The following is a 25,335-nucleotide window of genomic DNA, read 5'->3' as shown; positions in this document are numbered from 1 at the left end:
ATGCGGGGCTGCCACCAGTGAAAGCAGAACAACCTAAACTGGTGTCTGGAAATACTTGACCACTACAACACATCCCGTTTCTTATCTAGGGAGCGCTTTACGTTTTTGTGCGCAACCTGATAGTTGGAAAGTGTTCCATCTAACAGAAACGACTGCCTTCTGGTAAACGCCTTATCGAGCGTTCGTTCAACGGTGAGCGAAACAGCACTCTGAAATAGAAACGAATTGCTGCCATCATATTGATCAAAGTACGCCCGGAGATCATCGGGATCTAACCGAATAATGTGCTCGGCTTGCAGTTCCTCAAGGAACGCTTTTGATGTTTCAGTTTTACCTGCCCCTGGAGAACCAGCCATAAAAACTGAAACCGGATGGGGCTCGGGCAGATAGATATCGGTATCCGTCAACTCATTGGCGATACGAGTACGATGCGTCTTTGCAAAATCAATAGCTGCTCGCTCAAGCTGCTTATCCTGTTCTGTCACCCTGTTACCTTATCTTCCTGAGTCAAAAACCGTTTTCGCCAGACCTTATCCCTACTGTTTAAATAGTAGCATCATCAGTAATGGTAAATTAAAGGGACGTCCCTGAAACCTAAGTCTAGCAAGCCATTGGGGGCAGTTTCAGCAAATCGATGGTATGCCTGTCACTGTGTGGCGGGAATGCGCCGTATAGGGAGCTGATGGGCTGTGGTGATGCTGTCCCTGCTGCTGTATTCAATGCCTACTTACTTTTATTACTCACATGATTTGCGTAAATATTCAGAAGGCCTTCGAGAGGCTGAGGTTCGATGATTTCACGTGTTCTGACCCGTTTATCACAGCAGTCCATTTAGACTAATCCTGCTGCAACGCTTTGCATTAAGCCGTTGAGTGAGGGTGTTTATAATGGCGGGTTTGGTACGGAAGCAGTTCTTTAACCTGTTTCTTAAGGCTCTCGTGCACCCCCCAGCGTAGTGCTAATGCATCTGTGTTGGTTTGCGTTTTTGTTACGGCTTCAACACTTAACATTGGGTGTTGCTGTGCAACCTTTAATTCGAGTTGCGCAACTTTTTCTTTCAATTTTTGCCGCACATCAGGGGTGACACAGTTAAAGGCCATGAGTCTCTCGAGCAGGTAGCCTGCTTTAGCAACTTCATTTTGGCTTCTCAGTTTTGAAAGGTCTGGAACAAAATTCTCGTACCACATGGGCAGGGCAAAGTCTCGTACCGTCTCAAATGGGACAGCCGATAAATCTTTCCTAACCAGTGTTGTGAAAGCTCTTTGCGCCTTACTAGTTGCCATCTTTGTTCACAAATTACACGCCTCTAAAATTCTTATAGCATGAGCAATATTCCGGTTCAAGCTATCCGGAGTGGCGGAGTAGTCCAACGCCTCTTGGGCCAGCACTTTGAATTCTTCCAGGGTAAATTTTCTGCTTTTTTGAACTCGCCAGGGCATGGTGTTTAAAGGATAAATATACCATGGTTTAAGTGGCCAGCTTGCCATTGAATGGGCTGCTCCCGCTAATGCTACTTCGCTAGTTGCTTAAAGCGAGTCAATACCGCTGCCAAGCACGTAAAGATAGATAACCGTTAGATAAAACAGCGAGGCCAGAAATACCGTTCCAAGCAATGATCCAATTGCTGTTCCCTTAGGTTGGCCGCGCCAGCCGCGAAGCAGAATGACGAGTGAGAACAGTGCCAGGATCCAGTGCGAGATAAACCACAGCGTCTCTCCCAGTCCCAAACGGTAGAAATCATCCGAGTTAAGTCTTAGCAGATAATCTATTGCCACTATGGCTAGTAGGCCGCCAATCCATAATTGCAAAGCCTTTCGAATTGAATCTTTAGGAAAGGTCTTCATCTAGTTCACCCTGGGCCTTGGTTTCACGGTACAAACCGGTTCGAAGTAAGTACGGGGAATTTTCCTGGCATGGGCGTAGTCAAGCCCCCTAAAGTTCCCTGTTACCTTACCCGATGAGTATGCTATTACGGATTGCGCCCAGCTATTGCTGTTAAAGCCTAATCCCAAGGTTGGGTATGCAATTTTGTCCAATGACTGGTTAATCATGAAGGCATTGATGCGGAATAACACCAGGTCTGTTGCGACTTTTTCGGGGGTATTGCCAAAGTCAACCGTATGGAATTCTGCATCGAAATCAGACGAATACCATTTCACTTTTTTGCCGCCGAAATGTTCCAATGCAGCTTCGTGATCTGCCTCTTCGAAGAACTTAACGGCAAGGTGTCCTCTGTTATGAGCGCCAACGACCAAACCAAATGTGCCGCCGCCTAAAGACTTGGCCTTTACAGATATAGTTCCTACAGTTCTCTCTTCCAACAAGTGCTGCCCGGTTAATACAATAAACTGATGTGTACCAATTGGAACACCGCTTAGATCTCTTGCACCAACGAATACAGCCATAACACCTCCTTATGTTTGGGAATTGCACGATAAAGTCTAATAGCAATTGGCTATTAACTGTTGCAACAATTCGAAGAGTAGTTGAAGAGCGATACCATGGCAAAGTTGGTTTGATGGGAGTTGGTGACGAAGCTAAAAGGCGTAGCCCACCTGGGCCGTGAGATTATTACCCGCATTCACCGCTGGCGGATGGAGTGGACCTCCCCGGTCCAATCGCCTTTACTTGGAGTTCTGTAAATAACTGTACTTGGAGGAGATTAAAGAATTTTAGGTAACTGAATAGCGAAAAACGCTAGAAAAAAATGGATCGCTCCGATAATGACATATGTTGTCTCAAAATGTCGCTCGGCTTCTATTGTTAATTTGCCTTTTATTGTATTTATTTCTTCTTTTGAAATATGATTTCTTAAACGATTTGACCAGTCGTCAAACAGCTGGTTTTTTTGTTTTAATACGCTTTTTGAATGCCAGATCCTAAAGATGAAGCTGACAATTAAATAAATTGAAATGGCTAGGAATAGCAAAGAGGCATCTTCACTTTTAAAAATTTTTTCTCCGTAGGCAGTTGCCTTTGCAAAGGCTCCAATTGTCAATACAAACCCAATCGATAAGACATCAGTCATAAGACCTTTTGTTAGTTCTATGGCTTTATCTGAAAAAGTCTCAGAATAAACCTTGATATCATCATAAACTTCTTTTAGCTCCTTTCTGTAACTATCATTCCTTTCGGCGATAACATATTTATATTTACTTTTTGATTGCTGAAGAGTATCACTTAAAATTTTTTCAGGAATTTCAAGAATCGATGAATCTCTTTTAATCTCAAGAGATAATCTATCTGCAATTAGTGTTTTTCTTGTTTCAAAATCTTCTTCTGCATAGCACCAATTGACTAGCTCGGTTAATGCTTTTGCCAAATTAACTGTTAAGTTAGCTTTTCCTTCGTCATCAGATAAAGAAACCCTTATTTGTTTAACGCCTTCTAAAACAATTTCTGACATCGAAAAGTAATGAGTTGCCAAACATATATAAAGAGACTGAATGTATGCTCTTATAAAAGGGGTAGCGAGTTCAGAACCAGTGACACCCCAAGAAACTTCATAAGATTTTGGGTGGACAATTAAATTGTCAGAAGTTACAAAGTGAATGGATTTTTTAATGAGTTCGTTCGAAGGTAAGTGTAAAATTTCTTCTTTACTCTCGAAAGGGGAATCTTCTAGAGGAAACTCTAAAGGTATAATTGCCAAGTTAGTTCCCCCAAAAGCGTCCTCCAATCCGAATACTTGAATTCTTGTCTGACGACTGGGAGATAATTCCGTTTCCTTGAAAGGGTGAGAAAGGCCAAGTGTTGAATTGCAAGCCTGGGTAAATTCTTCTTTAGAAAAGAAGATAATCTCATTTTTTAGAGTTTTCTCACTGCTATATCCAAAAAAAATCTAAAAGCTTGCTTTTCTTGACTGTTAAAGAAAAACAAGCCCAATTTCCATTTATTTCTTCTAAGGCTGAACTTTTCTCTTCAGTATCTACTTTTGCATCATCTATATTAAGGATAAATGACTCTTGATATGTTTCAGAGAGAAATAAAAAAAGTAGAGACTCTAATATTTTTTTTGTTTTGGCAGAATTGTTGCCCTGTATAAAAAGGGCATTATTGTTTTCTTTGTGGCTCTGCCCTTCTGAACGCAAATGAGAAATAAGCTCACAGCAATCTTTAATCGTTAGTTTCGACATGATCGGCTAGAATCTCTATTTTCATTTGACCACTTTCTAGTTTTACGCGGTTTACTTTAGCTTCTTTTTCAGAGCCTTCAAAGCTAATTGTAACACCATAGTTCGTCTTTAATGTGGTGACCTCGTCTTTCTTAGCTAGTGAGTTTGAACGAGCAACAAATTGAGCACCTTTCAACTGGTACTCTTCTTTATCCATAAATGAATCAAACGAATTTTTTAATTTCTTGTATTCGGCTTGTGACTTTCTTGCGCAAACTTTATCTCTGATATCGTCTACCATTATAGACTGGCCGTCGCTGGCCTTAATCATAGCAACTACTATCGCCTTTGCTTCTATAGCGTCTACCAGTTCTTCCGTTTTCGCCCATCGGCTTACCGCGCTGGGTAGTCTCCTGCTACACGTAGAACCATTGACTTTAAGTGATACATCCAAAAATTGTCTGAAATATTTACTAATTGCATCCTCAGTATCAATTTTCTGTCCCACTTTGTTTCTTTCAACAGCAATAACATCCCATTCAAAACTGTCGTCTATATCGATAAGTGCGCGTTTTTGTATAGCTTTTTTATCTTCTGATAAGGAATGAACAATTTCATGAAAGCTAACAACTCCTGGTTTCTTCTTGTCCCGAATTTGCTCCAACACTTTTGTGTAATCGATTTTGAGAAGAGCAATAAAATTTTTGGTCTCCGTATTGACCTCCATTGTTATTCTTGAAATAACAATGATGCCATCCAAAGCATTGGTTGGATGAGTGTAGAGAAAATGTTCAGTTAATGTCTTAGAGCTAGATACAAAGTTGTTAGATGGATCTTTCGTGATTTTTGAACACTCAGTAACTACAAAGGAGTTCTTATTATCTCTGAAGGAATATTGAGTTCCTCTAGCTGCTTCAAGAATGATATCCCTAAAAAATTCTCTTTGGTTTTTTGTAAGAATGACTTCGTCTAAGTATTCTGGCCGAGTCTCACCTTTCCAAATTATGTGATAAATGAAGTCATGAATAGTGAATGTTTTTATTGCTGATTCAGTTAGAGATATCAGGCGCTTCTGGGCCATGCCACATTCCTTCGCGAATTGTTGAAGGTAATAACATAAAGCAATGTCACTAGCAGAACAATATGCTGTACATAAATACAGTAATCTAGTGTATATCTGATGTTAGATCAATCAATGGTTTGAAAAATATGTAGGGAAATCTTAAAAAGATATCCAAGCTACATACTTGCTACACAAACGAAGATTTGGAGTGTTTGTTAGTAAAGACTATCGCCTTAAAGCCTTTAAAAATGGTGGCCCCAGCTGGACTTGAACCAGCGACCTACCGATTATGAGTCGGGTGCTCTAACCAACTGAGCTATAGGGCCATTTTGAGAAGCGTTTTACGCCATTGCGGTGTAAAAGCGACGCGCAGTATAAGCAGTTTTGTCTGCGCTGTCATTAGTTTGCAAGGCTTAACAGGCACAAGCGGCGAATATTTGCTCAGGTGCTGGGTCTGCCGACATTCGGGTTGGGATTAGTTGATGTAACCACGGAGGCACAGAGGGCACAGAGAGGTTTGGGGCTTATGAGATGCTTCTCGCGGAGACGCTGTGGCGCGGAGGTGCACGGTGTTGGTTGTTGTCTCTGTTTTTGATGGTGGGTTCGTTTGTGGTTGTCGTTTTGATGCTATCAATATGTGTTTCACTAAGGCTGCGAGGCATCTGAGTCATTCTTCCTCAGCGCCCTTTGCCCTTTGCGTCTCGGCGAGAGTGAATTATTTGGTGTAACCACGGAGACACCGAGGGCAAATTGGCAATCACTAACAGAGCGCCAGGCTCTGTTAGTGATTTGGCAGGATTAAAGCGGCAGGGGCACGGGTTCGCCGTTAAGCAGGCCTTCGCCGTCTTTGAGGGTAAAGGTACTTTGTAAGCCTTCCTGGGTTTCCACCATCAAGCCTTGCTGCATCAGCATATCCAGCATTTGCGGGGCTTGCTGCTGGGCCATTTGCTTGGCCTGAGCCTCATCCAACTGTCCTGCAGCAATGGCCGGTTGCATTTGCTTGAGCATATGCTGCTCAGCGATAAACAGCAGTGCTTCGCGATCAGCATCGATTTTGGCATCCACCGCCACATGCGCCAGCCAGAATTCCTTATACGTCCATTCGCTGCCGTCCATATCTTCAACATTTACCACCTGACTATTGATATAGCCGTTGATTTTACCCTTGGGCAGGGTGACGCTGATTTTCGACAGGTTCAGGGCAGGGTTGTCCTGCAATAGAATTGGCAGGATTTCCTCTACATAATCCAGCATGGCCTCGGGGTCAGCGAAACTGCCGGATTTCGCCATTTGCTGATATTCAATCAGCACATCTTCATTCAGGTTTTGCAGTTGTACTTCCAGCGCCAGCTCGCTGGCCTGATACTCGCCAACATCCACTGCGTCGGCCAGATAGGCTACCAGCATTTCACCTGTGCCCTTCTCTGCGTTACGTTTGGTGGTCATGTTAATTGCCAGCCCTTTCAGTTCAGCCTGTTTGCTGGCGGTGCCGGGAATGGTTAACTGCATTTCGCCCACGCCCACATGTGCCTGGCTGTCATAGAAACCGCCTTCCATCATGGTGGCCATATCCACATCGGCGTCCATTTGAATACGCAGGTCTTTAACGGTTAAACGTCTTTCATCACCCTTATTACCACTTAAACTGGCAGCGTGTCCGGCGTATTGAATATGGCTTTGGCCAATCTCACCACTGCCCTGATAGCCACTGAATGTAAAGGTGGTGCCAGGTTGTGGCGCTGCGCTGAAGGCCGGGATCTGGTCGGTAAAGCGGTGGCCGCCAAACAGGCCAGTCAGGCCGCTTAGCCGATAAAGGGGCAGGTCGTCGGTCCAGGTCAGGTTTTTGCGCAGCGCCTCGCCGCTAATATCAGCCTGCCAACTGGCCAGGCCCAACAGGCCCTGGGACGACAACAGCACCGGGCCATGTTGAATATCAAGCTGAATATTCAGCGGCGGAAATTCGGGCAGCTCCTGGGCTGAAGTCGGGTCCAGTTCAGCCATATCAAAGTGCACATCAATTTGTGCTTGAGTGCTGAACCAGCCTTGCTGCCACTGCTTAATACTGGCCTGATAACCGGCCTGTTCATTCAGTTTGGCCACTTGTTCCTGTACCTGCTGATGCACATTCTGGCCGATAAATTTGGGCGCGATCAGGGCACCGGCCACCACCACGGCAACGGCGCCGAGCATGAGTCCTTTTTTCACAAAGATTCCTTGTGTGAGATAAATAGCGGACGCGCAAGCTACTAGATTCCGCGTCGCTTATCCAGCCCAATCATGCCACTGAAAGCCAAAAGCAGCAGTATGCCCAGTGCGCCGCCGCCAGAGCCACCACTGTTATTGCTGGCAGGTGGCGGGGCAGGAGCCACCACCTGAATATCAAGACTGTCTGAGCCACTGGCACCAAAGGGGTCGGTGACGGTCAGGGTCAGGGTGATCAGTGCGGCCTCGCCGGGGGCCACAAAACGGGTGATTGTGCCGTCGCTGGTCAGCTCAACCTGTGGTCCTGCGGTTTGTTGCCAGACGAGATGCAGGTCGGCCTGGTCATCCAGGGCGCTGGCCGATTGCACATTTACCACCGCGCGGGTATTGACCTGCATATCGGCGCCAGCATTCACAATTGGGGCGCGATTGCTGTCATCGTCCAGCAGGCTGATGAGTAAGCGGCTGGGTTCGGCCAGGCGGGTATCTGCCAGGGCGGTTAATACCAGCTCCAGACTTTCCGTGCTTTCGCTCAGATTGTCGTTGACGGGGGTTAGCACTATGCTGCGCGGCGTATTGTCACCGTCTTGCCAGTGCAACGTGCCAGAGGCGGCCACTATATCTTCCCCGGTCTGCGCGCTTTGACTGTTAAGCTGATAGCTAACCGACAGGGCGCCAGCGCTGCCACCGCTTCGCACTACTGCAACACTCACGGGTTGCTGGGTTTCCAGTAAACTCAACTCGGTCTGTGTAAAGGCAATCAGGCCGCTGGGCGCTTTACCACTGATATCAATACGGACCAGGCTTTGCCCCAATGTGGCGCCGTTACGCGGGTCGAATAAACGCACAAAAAAGCTTTCCTGTGGTTCATCATCCAGGCTATCCGCCAGGATTTGCAGATTAAGGTGCTGACTGTCGCTGTTATTGGTATCCCAGCTAAGGCGGCCAGCCAGGGCGGAAAAGTCCTGAGAAGTGGCCGAGCCGGGCAGGGTTTCGTACCCCACCTCTACCCAACCTGGGGCGTTTCGTTGCAGTTGCACCGCTAAGGTCAGGCTTTGCCCTTCCTCGCTTTGCAACTGATCGCTGGCGAAACCGATTTGCGCCAGTGCTGCTTGTTTGCTGTTGTCGCGCAGAATATACAAACCACTGTTTACGTCGCTGACTAAAATCAGGCCGCTGGGCAGAAAGGGGTAGACTCCCCAGGCACCGTTAAAACTGGTTTGATCAGAGGCGGGAAAGGTATCGAAGAATCCCACTTCCTTCGGGCTATTGGCATCGCTGATATCCAGTATGGTCAGGCCGCGTTCGTAATTGGACATATAGTAGCGGTTACCCCGCACAAAGCCGTTGTGATCGGTGGCGCGGGTCGGGCCTGTCCAGGTCGCCGCCAGGCGCGGGTTGCTCAGATCACTGATATCAAACACGCGCAGGGTGGTGTTCAAACCCAGGCGCCGTTCATCCAGTTCATCGTGCACCAGCATATAGCGCTTATCTTCGCTCCACCAACCGGAGTGCACATATTCGGCATTGGCGTAACTGGCCTGGCTCAGCTGGCTGACGACCTTATCGGTATATTGCCAGAGGCGGAACTCGTTTTCGTTAAAATCCAGCATAACCAGGCAGCCTGAAGGGTCAGCCTGACACTGACTGTCGGCGCGCTCGTCATTAATGGTCAGAGACGCGGCATCATGGCTGTAATCGCTGCGACTGGCCGACGGCGAGGCATAATCCAGCGTTAAGTCGGTGGGGTTAGCCAGACTAAAACCGTGCAGCGCGCCGAATCGGTTGCTGGCACCACTGATATGCAGTAGCGGCGTATGTCCGCCAAGGGCGATATTCAGGCTGTAGTCCAGTTGGCTGATATACAGATTATGCGCTGCGCCATGCAGCATCTGACGTTTGACCAGACTGACCTGGGCAGGCAACTGATTTAAGTCAATAATACTCAGCCCTTCACTGGCTCCATCGGCGGTGGCGTAAGCGTAAGCGCGCCATACTCCGGCGCTGCTGTCAAAATACTGGTATACCTTAATATCCCGCCAGATAGTGGACTGGCCGCTGATGCGGCCAACAAGCACAGGGGCACTGGCATCGGCCAGGCTAACCACCGCCACGCCATTAGCCAGCCCGATTAACGCATATTCGATGCCGCTGTTCAGATCCACATGCCCCCAGATATCATTGGCGGAACTGGGATTGCCCAATGCGGTTAATGGCAGATGACCGACAAGATCGACATTGTTGCAGGCATAATTGCCGGCCCGGCCATCCACACAAGATTGAGCGCTTTGCTGACTGTTTAATGATGCCAGGCGCTGCAGCTTTTGTTGCAGGGGCTGGTCGGGTTGCGGGTGCTGGTCCTGAATGGGCACAAAGCCCTGGCTGGATAATTGTTGCAGATAGTCTTTGGGCACCCCGCTGATAAAGGTCAGATGGGTATCGGGGGCCTGGCTCTGGTATAAATCAATTCGATTGTAACCAGCTGTTACAGACACCAGATTGCCCAGCAGCGCCAATAAATCTTCCTGGCTCTGTATCTGATAGCGGCCTTGTGCCACTAATACCCTGTCGCCCTTATTGGCGCGGCTGACGGCATAGGCGATAGTACGGCAAGGGCGCAGGCGATTGTCACACAGGCCCAGATCCTGACCGTTTTCAGCCACAAATCTGGCTTTATCGTGTTCACTATGGCTTAAAGCGCCTTGACTGAACAGCGCACAAACCAGCATCATAGAAAGAATATTCGGCCGCATGCCAAGACCTTGATTAAAACAGCAAAATGACGATTCACCCTGTGGCAAACATAGCAGCATTTCTTCGTAGTATAAAAAATTCAAGCCCGCGCATTATCGGCTTGATGAGCATGCTGCTGGTGTTGTCTGGCTGTGGCTTTTTTACTCCACCGCACCGTTTACAGGTAGAGCTGCGTTTTGACGGTCGCCCATTGCCCTGTGGTACCGCGCTGAGTCTGCAGGGCGCTCCCTGGTATCTGGAACATTCCAAGTTTTATTTAAGCCAGTGGCAGGACCAGGAAGGTAATAGCCTGCACCTGGAAAACAACAAATGGCAAACCGGCGAAACCGTGCTGGTATCCATTGAACAACGTGACTGCTGGCAGGACGGCGAAATGCTTGGTAATCATCGGGTGGTGTTTGACGCAGATGTGGATTTGGCCGACGTGCAGCAACTGCAATTCGTGCTGGGCATACCCTTTGCGCAGAATCATCACAATCCATTGGCTCAGCCGTCACCGCTGAATCTGTCCAGCATGTTCTGGACCTGGCAAAGCGGACACAAGTTTGCCCGCTTTGAACTAAAATCGGTGGCCGACAGCTGGGCCTTTCATCTTGGCAGCACCGGCTGTGCGGCCGACTCGGCCATGCGTGCCCCGGCCGAAGCTTGTGAACAGCCTAATCTGCTGGCGTTTTCCCTGCAGCGCCCTAAAGGTAAAGGGGAAACCCTGGTTTTTCATCTGGACAGATTGATAGAAGGGATTCGCGTCAGCCAGGAAAACAGCTGTACATTCCATCCAAATGAAACCGCCAGCTGTGAGCAGTTGCTGAGCAATCTGCGTCAGTCCGTGATTGAGTGGATCTAAATGCGCCTGGCAGCAACGTGGCTATTGCTGCTGTTGCTGGGATGCAGTCAGCCTGACAAGCCGTATCAGTGGGCATTGCCGCAAGGCTTTCCCGAGCCAATAGTACCAAATGATAATCCTATGTCTGAGGCCAAAGTGGCCCTTGGCCGGGTACTTTTTTACGATCGCAACTTATCCTTCAATAAAACTCAGGCCTGTGCCTCCTGCCATCAGCAAGCTTTTGCTTTTGCCCAACCTGCCAAGGTGGCCACCGGCAGTACCGGGCAGTTGCACAGGCGCAACAGTCTGGCGCTGGTGAATGTGGCATATAACACCACCCTGACCTGGGCTCACCCGGAATTAACCCGAATTGAACAGCAGTTACTGATCCCGTTATTTGCTGAACATCCACTGGAGATGGGGATCAGCGGTCATGATCAGGAAGTGCTGGCGCGTTTTGACAGCGCTGACTATCGCCCGCTGTTTAACGCTGCCTTTGGTGATGAAGTGCCAAGCTACGATGGCATCGTCAAAGCACTGGCCAGTTTTGTGCGCAGTCTGGTGTCTTTTGACAGTGCATTTGACCACTACGCCTACCAGATGCAGGACGATGCGTTGTCTGAGTCTGCCAAGCGCGGCATGGCGCTGTTTTTTTCCGAGCAATTGGAATGCCACCATTGTCATGGCGGCATTAATTTCAGTCAGGCCAGCCGCCATGCCGGGCAGCTTTTACAGATACGCCAGTTTCACAATACCGGCCTGTACAATGAGGACGGTAAAGGGATGTATCCCGCCAGTGATATGGGCTTGTATGAAATCACCGGGCAGGGCGTGGATATGGGCCATTTTCGCGCGCCGACCCTGCGCAATATCGCCCGCTCTGCGCCATATATGCATGATGGCAGTTTGCCAACATTGGAAGCGGTACTGGACTTCTATGCCGCTGGAGGGCGGGGGGCCGGCATCGACAGCCCGGTAAAAAGCGTATTTATGCGGGGATTTACCCTGAGCGTTGAACAAAAGCAGGATTTGCTGGCATTTTTACATAGCTTGACGGATGAAAACTTTCTGACTAAGGAAGAATTCGCGCATCCCTAGCTGTTGAGCTCGCTAAAACCCGGTTTTTTCTCATTAATTTGCCATAATAATGGGGTGCGCGGCGTTACAAACTCTGTTATCTTTTGCTCAAATAAGTATAACGATAAAGTCAGTTGCTACGGGGACGAACATGACTGAAAAGCCTTATCTGCTGAGTGGTCGCAACACCATTATCCACAAGTTGCGTAAGTTTGACTTGCTGATCCTCAATGGTGACGACAACCCACCTGTGCTGGTGACCTATAAAGGCATCAAGGAATATAACGGTAAGATTCCTGACAACAAGCGGGATGCCAAGCTGATGGATATGGAACTGCTGGATGTGACGCTGGGGGATTTCTTCGGTGAGGAAAAGATCCTGTTGTTTATCCAGACCCTGAATGGCAAGGAATACAAGATTGATTACAGCAAGGTGGGTACCGATTTGTTTATTCGTATCCACCAGGACAGCATTATTTAAGCTGTTTCTGCACAAAATGAAAAGGGCCGGATTCGGCCCTTTTTTGTTTTTGCGGTGTAGGATTGGCGTGCTGAACTGTATAGATGCTCTATGTTCGGCCACTACATAATATTGCTGGCAGTGTGATTTTGCCGGTGCTGGGGCGTAAGCCCTTGATATCGGGTTTAGTCAGCATTGTTGGGCTAAAGCCCAACCCACAGTGAGTCGCAATGCATTCCAACAGCAAACTGAGTAGCAGCCGTGGGTCGGAATTCATTCCGACAGCAAAACTAATTTACAGCCATGGATTGGAATTTATTCCAACAGCAAAACTTGTGTAAAAATGTGGAGCAGAGTCAATTCCGACGTTCTGACCCCTACCGAAAAGCCAAGTAAGTTCAGTTGCGTTGAGTGGCTGGTTTTCAGAGCCAGAATGCAGGCGGTTAGCGGCCTGCCAAGCACTGTTGTGGCTTGCACCAGGGTGGTGAAATCTGAAATATTTTCCTCATCAACCGTTATTCAAAGGTAAAATCTTCCCCGATATCTCACTATTCCCGGCTTTTATCCTTCGATACGCGCAATTCGTCACATTGCCACACAAATGCAACCTTTAGCTGGTTACACTGCGCAGGTTGGCGTAGTGAACCAACCTATACATGTTATTCCTAATGCATGTATTGTTTCCCTGATTGGGGGTCCGTTTGGTCCCCCGCTTTCCTCTCGCTGCCGCTTTTATTCAAGCCTAGTGATGTGCCCGCAAGTGATACTTACTGCAAAGTTTTACCAGTGTGTCTTTTTGCAACGGCTTTATCAGATAATGTTTGGCGCCAGCCTTGACTGCCCGTTGTACCATGGATTTTTGCTTATTGCCGGTCAAAACAGCAATCACGGTATCACTGTTGATACAGTGCATATTGGGAAGTTGGTCGGCAATCAACAAGCCATCGGTGTCTGGCAGATTAATATCCATTAAAATCAGTTCAAACTTTTTGGCTTGCAGTAAGGCCAGGGCACGTCGGCCAGTGGGGGCCCACTCAAAACTCAGGCCCATTCCTTCTATAAGCTTTTTGCCCATCATGGCGGCCAGATTATCATCTTCAACCATCAGAATGCGGGATGCTCTGGCTTCCTCGTTGATTTGCAGTGAGGGTGGTTGGGGCTTGGTGTCTGGTTCAGGTTCTGGCTCAGGCTCTTCAGCGACGTCGGTCACTGCTTCTGGCACTGCCAGTTTAAGTAATAAGGCATCAAGCAAATGCAAAGTGCGATGTTGCAGGCGAATCAGATTCGGTCTGAAGCTGTTTTGCTGAAGTTCCTGTAGCAACAAACGTAACAAACGGACGTCTTCATCGCTGACTTGTTCTTTGGACAGATGCGCATCGGCCTGGGCAATTGCCTGGTCAAACTGGTCGAGAAGCGATTCAAATTCTCCGCGTAGTTTTCGCTTTCGCTCCGCCCCTTCCTGCACCACATCAATGCTGATGTCATCCTGTGCTTGTGGTTGCAGCGGCACATCAAGGTTGGCCTTATGCAGATTAATGCCGAGCTTTTCCAGTTGCGCATAGCAAATGGTGATAGGGCGATGTAATTCATACAGGGGGCGGGCAACAATATAATCGTCAATCACCCGGCTTTGGAAATAATTAAACGCCTGCATTTCTTCATGTTTGGCACAGACCACTAAAAAAGCGTGTCTGCAAAGCTCTTCATCCGGTACTTCTAACAGGCATTGATAATAGAGCTTCAATGAACTCTCAAGACTGGGAGTGGCCAGCAGAATCAGTTTATTTACGCCATCTTTAAGTTTGTCTACCAGTTTGGCTTTGGAATTAGTGATTTCATAAATCAATTCGGACTGCTTAAACACCCGGAGGAGCAGCTCGTCGTCCTTTACATTGGTGCTGTACAGCAATAAATGCAGGGCCTTAGGTTCTGTCATGTCCAGCTTCCAATTGCTCTAACGCTTCAGCCAGAGCATGCTGCGCAGCTTGGCTGTGCTTAGTGAAACTGACCAGCCAGTCTTGTATCACATCAAGATCCAGTTGCCGGGCACCGGCTAACTGCTCGCCCTGTTCACAACAAAGATGTAATTGTTTGGCGCCATAATACAAACTGCTGCTTTTCAGACTGTGGGTAAGGGTTTTAAGACGTTGCCAGTCACGCTGCTTTACTGCATTGACCACATCCTGATGACGCAGGATCAGGCCGCTGTGAAAGGTACTGAGTAAATCCTGTTCATCTTCTGAGCTAATGTCGCCCACATGCCGGGATAGTTTGGACAGGTCGATGGCCATATTTGCCTCCTTGACGTTCCCTTAGCCGCGCCGGCCACAGGGCCGGGCTTGTTTAAGTGTCAGCCATAATCGGCAAAAATCAACTCCCTATAAGGTGGTAGCCTGCTGGTAAATAATGTCATTTTTGAGGGGGGCCAGCGCGGCCAGAATGCGATTTTCCTGTTGATAGGTCAGGCCAATCAGGCGCATGGCCTGCTGAACATGTTCCACCACCGCATAAAATTCGGCTTCGGTGACATTGCGTTCCTGATGAGATTCCTGCATGGATTTGCCGGAATAAGTACAAGGGCCGCCGATCAGGGCACAGGTTTGCTCGGTTAACATTTTGCGCAGATGGGACTTGGGTACACCGTTAAAATGTGGGCCAAGTTTTGGGTCGTTATAGATGCGATTGATCGCCAGTCCGAACACTTTGTCCAGTGTTTCGCTGCCACCGATTTCATCATAAAGACTGACCGAGGGTTGGCCAGCACAAGCCGTCAGAGCGACGATTAATAAAACTAGTAGGCCTTTTTTCATAAGTTCACCGTCGCAGACAGATACAAACCACTGGCTTTCTCATCAAAGGGCAGACGCCCCAGATCCACATAGGCTGCGGTTAATGACCAGTGTTTGTCAGGGAAGTAGGCAATAAACACATCCATCACGGTTTTTTCTTCTGCCAGGCCTCCGAGACGGTCGCTTTGCGTGCGCCATTCAATGCCTATCGCGGTGGAAGATGAGGGCAGCACTGCCAACGACCCTTCCCATTCCAAGTTATAACTGTCGTCGTTTGCTGACTCAAAACCCAGCAATCCAAAGGTATTGGCTTTGGTCATACGGGCGGTAAGGTTTAGCAGCAGATTATTGCCCATGGCCCCGCCCAGCCAAAGCTTGCTGGCTGACAGATAGATATCAGTGCCTGAATCCTTTGTCGCTCCCAGTAATTTAGGGACGCCGGTGTCGGGTAGCGGGATTGCACCATCAGATAAAGGCAGTGAAGTGGCAAAGTCACGGTTCTTCTTATACTGCACACCGGCAGACACCTGCGGCATCCAGGTATCCTGGGCAAAAATCGCATCACCAAACAACCTGACCTTAAGGCCGACAATGTCCTGCTCGATATCCGTGCCGGGCGCCGTTTGTATCGCACCTGCGGTGAGCAGGTTAAAGACGTTGCCGACCACACCAGACTCTACTTTGAGGTTCTGGCGCTGCACAGACAATTCCACTCTGTCATAAATACCAATAGCGGCACCGAAAGTACGCAACTGATATTCGCCTAAATCCAGTTGCTGTAATGCGGCAGTGCCATTGATTTCTTCTGCACTGCCGTAGCCTGCAATAACCGCCCAGGGTGTAATACCGCCGCCTGCGGTACCTTCAAAACTGGTAATGCCGCCACTGGCCACCAGTGAACTGCCGGTCGCGACCACCTGAGTGCTGGTAGTCAGCACAAACAGTCCCATAATTTGCTTAAAATTCATATTCTTCCCGATTGTGTTTGGCAGCATCCAGTATGGAAGTAAATATCGGCACTGACCAGTTTTTGCAAAAAACGCCGGGTTTTTGTGCAGTTGTGCGAATGGACAAGATTATTCTTTGTTAAATAAAAGGATTGTTGCTATCAATAAGTTAGGTCGGCACGAAAATATGCTTTTCGGCGGACTGTCCCTGGTGGTCAATCGACCTTTTTGTAGAATCAGCAGGTTTCTTATATGTTCTCCGTACTGATTTGTGATGATTCGCAAGTGGCGCGCAAACAAGTCGCCAAGTGCCTGCCGCAGGATTGGGACGTTGCGGTACATTTTGCCCGTCATGGTGAGGAAGCGGTGGCGGCACTGGCAGAAGGCAAAGGACAATTGCTGCTGCTGGATTTGAATATGCCGGTAATGGACGGTTATCAGGTGCTGGAACATATTCAGAGTCATGGCCTGACAACCGCCGTGATCGTTATTTCGGGTGATATTCAGCCCGAGGCCCATGAAAGAGTAAAGAAGCTCGGGGCTTTAGAGTTTATTGAAAAACCTATTAAACCCGATGTGCTTAGCGCCTTATTAAGCAAGCATAAACTGTTTGCCAAACAGGAAGTTGCACCCGCACCACAATTAGACCGACTGGATCCTAACCTTCGCGACTGCTACCAGGAGATCACTAATATCGCTATGGGCCAGGCAGGTGACCATCTGGCCCGTATTCTTAATGTGTTTGTTAAGCTGCCAATCCCTAATGTCAATTTGATTGAAGCCTCTGAACTAACCATGATGTTGCAGGACATCGAAGACAAAGAAACCGTGTCCGGTATCTGTCAGGGCTTTGTGGGGGCTGGAGTATGTGGTGAAGCGCTGTTCATACTCAGTGACTCCAGTTTCAGTGACGTGGCCCAAATACTCAATATTGAAGATGAAGTGGACGACAGAGTTCAGCTCGAACTGTTAATGGATGCGGCCAATATTCTGATTGGTACCTGTTTAAATGGTCTGGCGACCCAACTGGATATGCATTTCAGTCAGGGCCACCCGGTGGTATTGGGGCAGCATCGCAATATCACCGAGTTGATCAATACCAATAGAGCACGCTGGCGGCGTACGCTGGCCATTGAGCTAAGTTACGGGTTGGAAGGCTACAAAGTGCAATGCGACCTGATACTGCTGCTCACTGAGGAGTCGTTAAAAGTGCTTAACCATAAACTTTCGCATTTGCTGGAGGACTGAGCATGAGTAAAGAGCTCCTCAGCGACATGACCGAGTTCCACTGGATGATGGACATGCTACAGACGGTGGATGTGGGATTGGTGGTGCTGGACAGGGCATTTAACATTAAGCTTTGGAATGGCTTTATGGAGTCCCATTCTGGCTTGTTGCCCAGTCAGGTGCGGGAAAAGTGCCTGTTTGATTTGTTTCCGGAAATAGACCAAAAGTGGTTCAGCAATAAATGTCGTCCGGTCTTCGATTTAAAAAACCGCGCGTTTATCATCTGGGAACAGCGGCCTTATGTGTTTAAGTTTTCCAACTATCGGCCATTAACCGGTACCGAAGACAATATGTATCAGAATATCACCTTGTCGCCGCTTACCAGCACAACGGGCAAAGTGGATAACATCTGTATGATGATCTACGACGTCACTGATGTGGCGGCCAGTAAGAAAATGCTGGAATCTGCCCAGGTGACACTTAACGAGTGGCATGAAAGGACCTGACAGGCTTGCCAGTTACCTCGTTTTTTATTGTGCTGGTCTGCTGTGCCTATGCCAATTACCAATGTCGGGGCAGAATATAAGCAGTGGCGACGAATTGGATATTGAATGTGAGATGGTTGTTTGTGCTGTTGGGCTTGATGGCGTTGCCGGTCCAGGCAGCCTTTAAATGCGAAGCCGATCTGCAATACGGCCTGGCGGTCAATGACCGCTATATTCGGGTTATCAACAAGTCACGTACGCTTTACCAGATTAACCAGAGCAAGCAGTTGATTGTGCGCGGCGAGTGGATTGAACTGCCAGCCGAGCAACAGGAAAAGCTGCAGGAGCTGGCCAATGGCCTGCATTATGCTGTGCCAAAGGTGATATTGCTGGCCAGTGAAGGGGTGGATCTGGCCATCGGCGCGGTGGATCACGTTTACGTAGGTTTGGTGGGCAGCGATCATGAAAGCTACGAACGTTTGCAGAAAGCGTTGTGGCGGGTCAAACAAAAGGTTAAAACCAAGTTTATCCGTGCCAGCGACAATTATTATATTGGCCCTCGCAGCCTGGAAAACGTTGATGAGTTAATGGATGCCCAGTTGGAAAGCGAGATTGAGGAAGCCCTGACCACCTCTGTCGGTGGCATTTTATCCGCCATTGGCGGTTTGCCTGCTCAGGGCGATGCCACGCTGGAAAAACGTATGGAAATGTTGTCTGCCAAGCTGGAAAACATGGGCGCTGAGATTGAAAAACACATTGCTCCACAAGCCAATACTCTGCGCCTCAAAGCCGAATGGTTCTGCAACGAAATTAAGCGGTTGGACGGGGTGGAAGAAGAATTACGCCGCAGTATACCCGCATTAGCGCCTTATGATTTGATCGTTACCGGAGATGCTAAACCGCTTAAGTGATCTTCGCCATGGACGATAACATTCCTGTTAGCCGTGACTAAAAACATGATATGTATCATGAATATCGGTTATCTTATGGGCTACTATTATCAGTCGCGCCCTAGATCGTTCAGGAGTGGGAATGTTTCGGGAACTCTATCTTTTTATTGAGAAGACTTTCTTCTTTACCCTTACCAGGAAGATAATCGGTAATCTGACCTTCCTCTACCTGTTTCAGGTGGTGGCCTTGTGGTTGGCATTTTCCGAGTCCGGCTGGGCTAAGTCCTCTGTACTGCATATTGTACTTGGGGTGCTGAGTGTACTGGTTTTTCTGTTTACCTTGTTTTACATGCATTACCTGATTGTGCGCCCAGTGCAGGCCATGGTTAAGAATCTGGATGAAATCAATCATAAGCAGGGCGATCTGTCCGGTCATCTGCCGGCGTTTACCCACGATGAGTTCCGCCAGTTGTCAGATGGCTACAATACTTTTGTGGACAATCTTTCGACGTTGTTGAAAGACATCAGTAATCACGCGCTTGGGGCCAGTACCAAAAACCAGGAGGTATTGCTTAAAGTCAATAACGCTTCAGCTAATGCCCGCCGCCAGGACAAAATCAGCGATGATATTTTTGCCTCCAGTAAACAGGTAAACGAAGAAATTCAGGCGATTGTCAATCGTACCGATGAGGTGGCCGATGCCACCAAGGACAACCTGGGTGCGGCACAATCTTCTATGACCCGCTTAGTGCAACTGTCCAGTGATATCAGTGACATCGACGGTTTGCTTAAGGAATTTGATACCACGGTCGGTGGTATGAAAGACAATGCCGACAATATTCGTAATATTCTGAAAATGGTGCAGGAATTTTCCGATCAGACCAACCTGCTGGCCCTGAACGCCGCCATTGAAGCTGCCAGGGCAGGTGAAGCTGGACGCGGCTTTGCGGTGGTGGCCGATGAAGTGCGTACTCTGTCGGTTAAAGTGAATGAAGCGACCGGCCAAATCAATACCTTTATTAATCAGATGGAAGGCCTGGTGAAAAACACCCAGCAGGAGTCGGTTAAGCTCACCGAAGTGGCAGGCAAGGCACAAGCGGATATCTCTCATACCAATGACCAGTTTGGCCAGATGGTGGAACAACTGGAACAAAATACCCAGCGCCTGGCGGCCATTGGTGAATCCGTGCATGCGTTGCGTCGCACTTATGATGCCGCGCATGAGTCTGTAGCGAATATTTCCACTCTAGGGGCGGAGATCCGCTACGACATGCAGCAGGTGGAAAACGAAATCCAGGAATTAAAAGTGGAAACCGAAACCACCCAGAAGAAACTGCATCGATTCTTGTAAGTCAGCTAAAATATCGCTGAGCTTTGGGGGTGGTAAGGCAGAATATCCATCCCCCTGCCAATCCGGCCAGGGCCTGGGCCAACAAACCTAATTCGCCACGAGCACCGGCAATTAGGGTGATATCCATAATTGGCTGCATGGCAAGATGTATACTCAGCAAGGCCACAAAGCCTGCCAGGGCATAAAGCCAGGCAGGTAAGCGCATATAATGTCGTCTGAGTAGCCCCACTACTACGAAGGCCAATGCTAAACCTATGGCAATGACGACCCCGTAAGTTGGCAATAATCCCCACCAGTCGCTAAGCGTCATCTGGTAACGATCAGAGAAGCTGATAGTAATATTCTGCTGGGCCAATCCGGCCAGTACAAACTGACTATGCATCAGGCTGGCCAATGTAAAACAGACCAACCAGGCCAGAAAAAAGCGAAACATCAAGACCAACCATGCAGGCATGGTACCCCCTATTTTATTGTAATTACGCTTCTTCCCTGTTTTGGTGGGGAGATTTAAACGAAAGTGTCTGCTCTGAAGATAAACCGCCCCTACTAATCCCCGAAATTGGTATTATCTTGAAAAACAAAGAATAAGTATCATATTGATGAGCAATTAACCAGCTCTGTATGTGTTATAAAGTGCTAGTGAGAGCGACAATGACATTTAACCTATACCTGCAAAAAGCCCTGGCTTTGCTTGTCAGTATCTTTGCTTTGCCTGCGCTGGCGGTGGATGAGCCGATGGGAGCCTTTCAAGTAGAGGTGCGGGCAAGCGGCCTGAACTATCCCTGGGCGCTGGCTGAGCTACCGGATGGGCGATTACTGGTTACCGAGAAAACCGGCGCACTGAAACTGATTGACCAACAGGGCCAGGTGACTAAGGTATCAGGCGTGCCTGACGTGTTTGTTAAAGGACAGGGAGGGCTGATGGATTTAGTTCTTCATCCGCAGTATGCCAGTAATGGCTGGCTTTATATCAGCTATGCCCATGGTAATGCCGAGGCCAATCACCTGCGGGTGATGCGAGCCAGACTGCAGGAAGGGCGTTTAACTGAGTCGCAAATACTCTTTACCGCCATGCCAGCCAAGGCCACCCCGGTGCATTATGGTGCGCGTATGGCATTTCTGGGGGACGGCAGTCTGGTCATTGCCAGTGGTGACGGTTTTGATTATCGCGAGCAGGCACAAAATCCTGCCAGCCATCTGGGCAAGCTGATACGGCTTAATGATGACGGCAGTGTTCCGTCAGACAATCCTGTGTTTAGTGACGGTGCGGACGGCCTGTACAGCCTTGGACATCGCAATCCACAGGGACTGGCCTGGGATCCGATTAGAAAGCGCTTATTTGCCAATGAACATGGGCCAGCCGGTGGTGATGAGATAAATCAGATAGTCGCCGGTAAAAATTACGGCTGGCCGGTTATTACTCAGGGTAAAGACTATTCAGGGGCCAACATTAGCCCTTTTAGAGACTACCCTGGTATGCAACATCTGCTGGTGGACTGGACGCCGTCTGTCGCTCCTTCCTCTTTGGTAGTGTATCGGGGGCAAATGTTTCCTGAACTGACGGGTGATTTACTGTCTACCACGCTGGTGTCCCATGACGTCAGACGTGTGGTACTGCAGCAAGGAGTCGTGGTTCGACAGGATGCACTATTCAGCGCCATCGCCGGTCGCCTCAGAGATATTCATATTGGTGCACAAGGCCAGCTATATCTACTGAGCGATGGTGAAAATGGCAAAGTGCTGGAAATCCGCCGCTGATTTTGTCATGTAAATGTCATAAAAGTTTCATCTTGGTACATACTTGGTTTAACGGTAAACCAAGGGTTCACTATGACCAGATGGATTTACATCCTGCTGATAACATTGTGCTTATTCTGGCCGAGAGGTTCAAACGCCGCATCGGAACAGTTTAATTTCTATGCCAAGCTGAATGTCTCTTACCTTAGTGCGGATGAAGGCGAGGGGCGTTTCAGTGACATTAAAAGCAACGCTTCCCGTGTGGGGATAAAAGGTGAAATGGCATTGGATGGGGATCTCAGTGCCTTTTATTTGCTGGAGTGGCAGGTGGATCTGGCCGACCTATCCGGTGACGACAATATCACCTCACGCAATCAATATGTGGGGCTGCGCGGAAACTGGGGCGAGGTGTCGCTGGGCCGCCAGGACACAGTGCTTAAGACCTCACAAGCTAAGATTGACCAGCTTAATGACCTGCAAGGGGATATTAAAAACCTCTGGCGTGGCGAAAACCGCCCTTCTGATACCCTGACCTACCGCAGTCCTAAATGGCAACACTGGCAACTTTCCGGCACCTTTATCGCTGGTGGCGCTGAGCAGGCCTCCACTTATTCCGCCGCGCTTGGCTATGGTGATGCAGAGCTTAAAGCAACACCCCTTTACCTGGCGGTAGCAATGGACAGCAATGTCGCCGGTTATGACATTCAGCGCCTGGCGGCTCACTACAAATGGCAGGACTGGGTGTGGGGAGCCATGGCGCAACACCAGAAAAGACAGAGCGATGGCGACAATCGAAATGGCTGGCTACTGAGCAGCGCCTATACTCTGGGGCAGTGGGCGTTCAAATTGCAGTACCAGACCATGGAAGACGATTGGAGCCTATCTGGTGCACTGGATTATAAGCTGGCCAAGCAAGTTAAGTTATTCACTTTTGTCACCAGGCAGGACAAACAGGCCTTACCGGACATGAACTGGTTGGGTCTGGGTGTAGAGTTGCGCTTTTAAACTCATTTTGGCTATGGCATCTGTCACAAAGCCAGCGTGTTTGGGGCGCGGTGCAGTCAGCAGAACTGTCTACAGATAGCAGGAGTAAGCTGTTATGACCATTAAGAATCGATTATTCAGCAATGCCGCCATCGTGTTGGTAGCTATTGTGCTGATGTTCATTTTATCCCGGTATTCTTCTTCTACGCTCAGTACGCTGGCACAAGCACAGGCCGAGGCCGAGCAACTTAATACTGGTATGCTGATGTTAAGACGCCATGAGAAGGACTTTCTGGCCAGAAAAGATCTGAAATATATCGAACGCTTCGACCTGACCTTGCAGGAGGTGCAGGCGCTGACCCGCTCTTTGCAGCGCTATTACCAGCAGTTTGACCTGCCAGACACAGAATTAATGCAGCTAAAGGATACCTTTGCCGCTTACGGGCAAAATATGCATGAGTTGGTGGAGCAACAAAAAACCATTGGCCTGGATCATGAAGATGGTTTGTATGGCGCCTTACGTAAAGCAGTGCATGGCATTGAGCAGGAACTTAAACGCGCCGACCAATCTGCATTGCTGGTCAATATGTTACAACTACGACGTAATGAGAAGGACTTTATGTTGCGTCGGGACTTGAAGTATTTACAGGACTTTCAGGCCAACCTGGCTAAGTTACGGGATGCTATAGGCCAGAGTAATCTGGACAATGCCAATAAAACAGCACTGCAGGAATTGTCTGTCGTCTATGCACAGGGTTTCGAGCAACTGGTTAAGGCTGAGCAAGCCATAGGGCTGGACGAAAAGTCTGGCATTCGCGGCAAATTGCGTAACACCATTCAAAGCACCGAGGAGGTATTGGATGCGGTTATGCAGCGCACCCGCGATGAGATTGAGCAGGCCATGTCGTTCAACAATCTGCTGGTCAGCCTTTTGACTCTTGTGATCACTGTTTTAGTCGCAACCCTGGCCTGGCTTATCGCCCGCAGTATTATTATCCCTATTCAGACGGTGAGCCACACCGTGCACCGTATCCGTAACGAGAATGACTTTACTCTTCAGCTCAAAGTAGAAGGACGTAATGAGCTGGCCAGCATGGCTGCCGATCTGAACCTGCTGGTAGAAGCTTTTCGCAATGTCGTGGTCGACATTAATCGCTCGGTCAGCATGCTTAACGATGCTTCGACCGAATTGGCACAAAGTGCTGAACAAACCGCTAATGACATGCGCAGCCAATTGCAGGAAACCGATATGGTGGCAACGGCGGTGACGCAAATGAGCCACACTATAGACGAGATTGCCACCAATACCGAAAATACCGCAGGCAAGGCCAGAGACAGCAGCAGTTTTGCCTCAACCGGTGCCAGTGAAGTACAGCAAAGTGTCGTGCAAATCCGTGACCTGGCCAATCAACTGACCGACTCAGCCAGTGCGGTGGCGGAGCTGGAAAAAGAAAGCCAGGTTATCGGTGCGGTATTGGATGTTATTCGTGGGATTGCCGAACAGACCAATTTACTGGCTTTGAATGCCGCCATTGAAGCGGCACGAGCCGGTGAGCAGGGCCGGGGGTTTGCCGTGGTCGCCGATGAGGTACGCAGCCTGGCCACCCGCACACAACAAAGTACAGAAGAGATCACCAAGACGGTCGACAGCCTGCAGCAACGTACCCAGGCGATTGTGCAGTCAGTTGACAGCAGCCATGGCAAAGGACAACAAGCGGCAGAGCGAGCCAGTACGGTGGGGGAGTTGCTAACCCGTATTACCGGTGACTTAAACAGTATTATGGAAATGGCCACTCAAGTGGCAACAGCCATTGAAGAGCAATCCTGTGTCGCAGCCGAGGTAGGGAAAAATGTGGTGCAGATTCGTGATTTGGCTGAACAGGTCAACACTGCCTCTATTCACAACAAAGAAGCCAGCGATATGGTGGCCGAGCAGGCGGCAAATTTGAAGGCGTCGGTTAATCGATTTAAGGTATGAAACGGATGGAAAAGGAGGACACGGCACGCCGTGTCCACAAGAATGCTTAGTTGCAAGCGTCTTTCAGGGCTTTACCGGCTTTGAAAGAAGGCAGTTTGGAGGCTGCGATGTTGATGGTGGCACCAGTCTGAGGGTTACGGCCTGTACGGGCAGCACGCTCAGATACTTTGAAAGTACCGAAACCCAGGATAGCCACTTCGTCACCGCTGGACAGTGCTTCAGTTACTGCACCAGTGAAGGCGTCAATAACACGGCCTGCAGAGGCTTTGGAGATGTCGGCGCGCTCAGCAATTGCATTGATGAGATCAGTTTTATTCATTGGATGCTTCCTTTTGTTTTATGTTGATAGTGGGCTGGAGATAAGCTACTCCATACCCAATTCATTGGCGACGCCTGTGAGGTATAGCTTTGCGACCCAAGGTCAGCATTTTTATACCTCAACTGGCTATCGGC

General features: G+C 48.8%; 25 protein-coding genes and 1 tRNA gene. 10 read left to right on the top strand and 16 right to left on the bottom strand.

Translation table 11 applies throughout. From position 1 onward, the window contains the following. Positions 1–62: 62 nt before the first annotated feature. The 10 genes from ABD028_RS23160 to ABD028_RS23115 form a co-directional block, all read right to left on the bottom strand. Positions 63–485 carry a zeta toxin family protein gene (locus ABD028_RS23160; RefSeq protein WP_343847692.1) on the bottom strand — a complete coding sequence of 141 codons (423 nt, stop codon included), beginning with the start codon at positions 483–485 and terminating at the stop codon, positions 63–65. 375 nt (positions 486–860) lie between these two features. Next, complete coding sequence (locus tag ABD028_RS23155) at positions 861–1,283, bottom strand: hypothetical protein (protein WP_343847691.1); 423 nt, start codon at positions 1,281–1,283, stop codon at positions 861–863. A 243-nt stretch (positions 1,284–1,526) separates the two neighbouring features. Beyond that, complete coding sequence (locus ABD028_RS23150; RefSeq protein WP_343847690.1) at positions 1,527–1,844, bottom strand: hypothetical protein; 318 nt, start codon at positions 1,842–1,844, stop codon at positions 1,527–1,529. Further along, positions 1,845–2,405, bottom strand: a complete 561-nt coding sequence (locus tag ABD028_RS23145) for a hypothetical protein (protein ID WP_343847689.1) — start codon at positions 2,403–2,405, stop codon at positions 1,845–1,847. Between the two features lie 257 nt (positions 2,406–2,662). Beyond that, on the bottom strand, positions 2,663–3,652 hold the full coding sequence (locus ABD028_RS23140) for a hypothetical protein (protein WP_343847688.1): 990 nt from the start codon (positions 3,650–3,652) through the stop codon (positions 2,663–2,665). A gap of 172 nt (positions 3,653–3,824) precedes the next feature. After that, positions 3,825–4,136, bottom strand: a complete 312-nt coding sequence (locus ABD028_RS23135) for a hypothetical protein (protein WP_343847687.1) — start codon at positions 4,134–4,136, stop codon at positions 3,825–3,827. Further along, the gene (locus ABD028_RS23130; RefSeq protein WP_343847686.1) at positions 4,117–5,196 is read right to left on the bottom strand and encodes a nucleoid-associated protein; all 1,080 of its coding nucleotides are present in this window, start codon (positions 5,194–5,196) and stop codon (positions 4,117–4,119) included. The genes ABD028_RS23135 and ABD028_RS23130 overlap by 20 nt, the downstream gene beginning before the upstream one ends. A gap of 231 nt (positions 5,197–5,427) precedes the next feature. Further along, positions 5,428–5,504, bottom strand: a tRNA-Ile gene (locus tag ABD028_RS23125). A 472-nt stretch (positions 5,505–5,976) separates the two neighbouring features. Then, positions 5,977–7,383 (bottom strand): YdgA family protein, encoded by a 1,407-nt coding sequence (locus ABD028_RS23120; RefSeq protein ID WP_343847685.1) that lies wholly within the window; start codon positions 7,381–7,383, stop codon positions 5,977–5,979. Between the two features lie 41 nt (positions 7,384–7,424). Continuing rightward, complete coding sequence (locus ABD028_RS23115; RefSeq protein ID WP_343847684.1) at positions 7,425–10,133, bottom strand: choice-of-anchor B family protein; 2,709 nt, start codon at positions 10,131–10,133, stop codon at positions 7,425–7,427. A gap of 104 nt (positions 10,134–10,237) precedes the next feature. Here ABD028_RS23115 and ABD028_RS23110 point away from each other — a divergent pair, with 104 nt between their 5' ends. The 3 genes from ABD028_RS23110 to ABD028_RS23100 all read left to right on the top strand — a co-directional run bounded on the left by ABD028_RS23110 (position 10,238) and on the right by ABD028_RS23100 (position 12,515). Then, entirely contained in the window at positions 10,238–10,978 is a 741-nt protein-coding gene (locus tag ABD028_RS23110; RefSeq protein WP_343847683.1) for an MbnP family copper-binding protein, read from the top strand. Beyond that, positions 10,979–12,055: an MbnH family di-heme enzyme gene (locus ABD028_RS23105; protein ID WP_343847682.1), complete on the top strand. Its 1,077-nt coding sequence runs from the start codon at positions 10,979–10,981 to the stop codon at positions 12,053–12,055. A gap of 130 nt (positions 12,056–12,185) precedes the next feature. Further along, positions 12,186–12,515 (top strand): hypothetical protein, encoded by a 330-nt coding sequence (locus ABD028_RS23100; protein WP_102795856.1) that lies wholly within the window; start codon positions 12,186–12,188, stop codon positions 12,513–12,515. A 721-nt stretch (positions 12,516–13,236) separates the two neighbouring features. Here the strand turns inward: ABD028_RS23100 and ABD028_RS23095 are convergent. The 4 genes from ABD028_RS23095 to ABD028_RS23080 form a co-directional block, all read right to left on the bottom strand. After that, positions 13,237–14,430 carry a response regulator gene (locus ABD028_RS23095; protein ID WP_343847681.1) on the bottom strand — a complete coding sequence of 398 codons (1,194 nt, stop codon included), beginning with the start codon at positions 14,428–14,430 and terminating at the stop codon, positions 13,237–13,239. Then, entirely contained in the window at positions 14,417–14,785 is a 369-nt protein-coding gene (locus ABD028_RS23090; RefSeq protein ID WP_343847680.1) for an Hpt domain-containing protein, read from the bottom strand. The genes ABD028_RS23095 and ABD028_RS23090 overlap by 14 nt, the downstream gene beginning before the upstream one ends. 87 nt (positions 14,786–14,872) lie before the next feature. After that, entirely contained in the window at positions 14,873–15,304 is a 432-nt protein-coding gene (locus tag ABD028_RS23085; protein ID WP_343847679.1) for a group I truncated hemoglobin, read from the bottom strand. Further along, positions 15,301–16,251 (bottom strand): DUF3034 family protein, encoded by a 951-nt coding sequence (locus ABD028_RS23080; protein WP_343847678.1) that lies wholly within the window; start codon positions 16,249–16,251, stop codon positions 15,301–15,303. Before ABD028_RS23080 ends, ABD028_RS23085 begins: the two co-directional genes overlap by 4 nt. 231 nt (positions 16,252–16,482) lie before the next feature. On the opposite strand from ABD028_RS23080, the gene ABD028_RS23075 reads away from it, so the two are divergent. From ABD028_RS23075 to ABD028_RS23060, 4 genes are all read left to right on the top strand, one after another. Next, the gene (locus tag ABD028_RS23075) at positions 16,483–17,478 is read left to right on the top strand and encodes a response regulator (RefSeq protein ID WP_102795851.1); all 996 of its coding nucleotides are present in this window, start codon (positions 16,483–16,485) and stop codon (positions 17,476–17,478) included. 2 nt (positions 17,479–17,480) lie between these two features. After that, on the top strand, positions 17,481–17,963 hold the full coding sequence (locus tag ABD028_RS23070; protein WP_102795850.1) for a PAS domain-containing protein: 483 nt from the start codon (positions 17,481–17,483) through the stop codon (positions 17,961–17,963). 107 nt (positions 17,964–18,070) lie between these two features. Next, complete coding sequence (locus ABD028_RS23065; RefSeq protein ID WP_343847677.1) at positions 18,071–18,853, top strand: YggN family protein; 783 nt, start codon at positions 18,071–18,073, stop codon at positions 18,851–18,853. A 121-nt stretch (positions 18,854–18,974) separates the two neighbouring features. Then, entirely contained in the window at positions 18,975–20,183 is a 1,209-nt protein-coding gene (locus ABD028_RS23060; RefSeq protein WP_343847676.1) for a methyl-accepting chemotaxis protein, read from the top strand. Position 20,184: 1 nt separating this feature from the next. Here the strand turns inward: ABD028_RS23060 and ABD028_RS23055 are convergent, their stop codons facing one another. Continuing rightward, positions 20,185–20,637, bottom strand: coding sequence for a hypothetical protein (locus ABD028_RS23055; protein ID WP_343847675.1), 453 nt, complete (start codon positions 20,635–20,637; stop codon positions 20,185–20,187). A gap of 197 nt (positions 20,638–20,834) precedes the next feature. On the opposite strand from ABD028_RS23055, the gene ABD028_RS23050 reads away from it, so the two are divergent. The 3 genes from ABD028_RS23050 (at position 20,835) to ABD028_RS23040 (ending at position 24,882) form a co-directional block, all read left to right on the top strand. Continuing rightward, on the top strand, positions 20,835–21,941 hold the full coding sequence (locus tag ABD028_RS23050; protein ID WP_343847674.1) for a PQQ-dependent sugar dehydrogenase: 1,107 nt from the start codon (positions 20,835–20,837) through the stop codon (positions 21,939–21,941). Positions 21,942–22,013: 72 nt separating this feature from the next. After that, positions 22,014–22,925: a porin gene (locus ABD028_RS23045; protein ID WP_343847673.1), complete on the top strand. Its 912-nt coding sequence runs from the start codon at positions 22,014–22,016 to the stop codon at positions 22,923–22,925. 94 nt (positions 22,926–23,019) lie between these two features. Further along, the gene (locus ABD028_RS23040; RefSeq protein ID WP_343847672.1) at positions 23,020–24,882 is read left to right on the top strand and encodes a methyl-accepting chemotaxis protein; all 1,863 of its coding nucleotides are present in this window, start codon (positions 23,020–23,022) and stop codon (positions 24,880–24,882) included. Positions 24,883–24,928: 46 nt separating this feature from the next. On the opposite strand, the gene ABD028_RS23035 is transcribed toward ABD028_RS23040, so the two are convergent. After that, positions 24,929–25,201 (bottom strand): HU family DNA-binding protein, encoded by a 273-nt coding sequence (locus ABD028_RS23035; protein WP_102795844.1) that lies wholly within the window; start codon positions 25,199–25,201, stop codon positions 24,929–24,931. Between the last annotated feature and the right edge of the window lie 134 nt (positions 25,202–25,335).

The organism is Bowmanella denitrificans, from assembly GCF_039522935.1.
GTDB lineage: Bacteria > Pseudomonadota > Gammaproteobacteria > Enterobacterales > Alteromonadaceae > Bowmanella > Bowmanella denitrificans.
The sequence above is the reverse complement of the archived record's forward strand: the minus strand, read 5'-3'. Positions and strand labels throughout refer to the sequence as shown.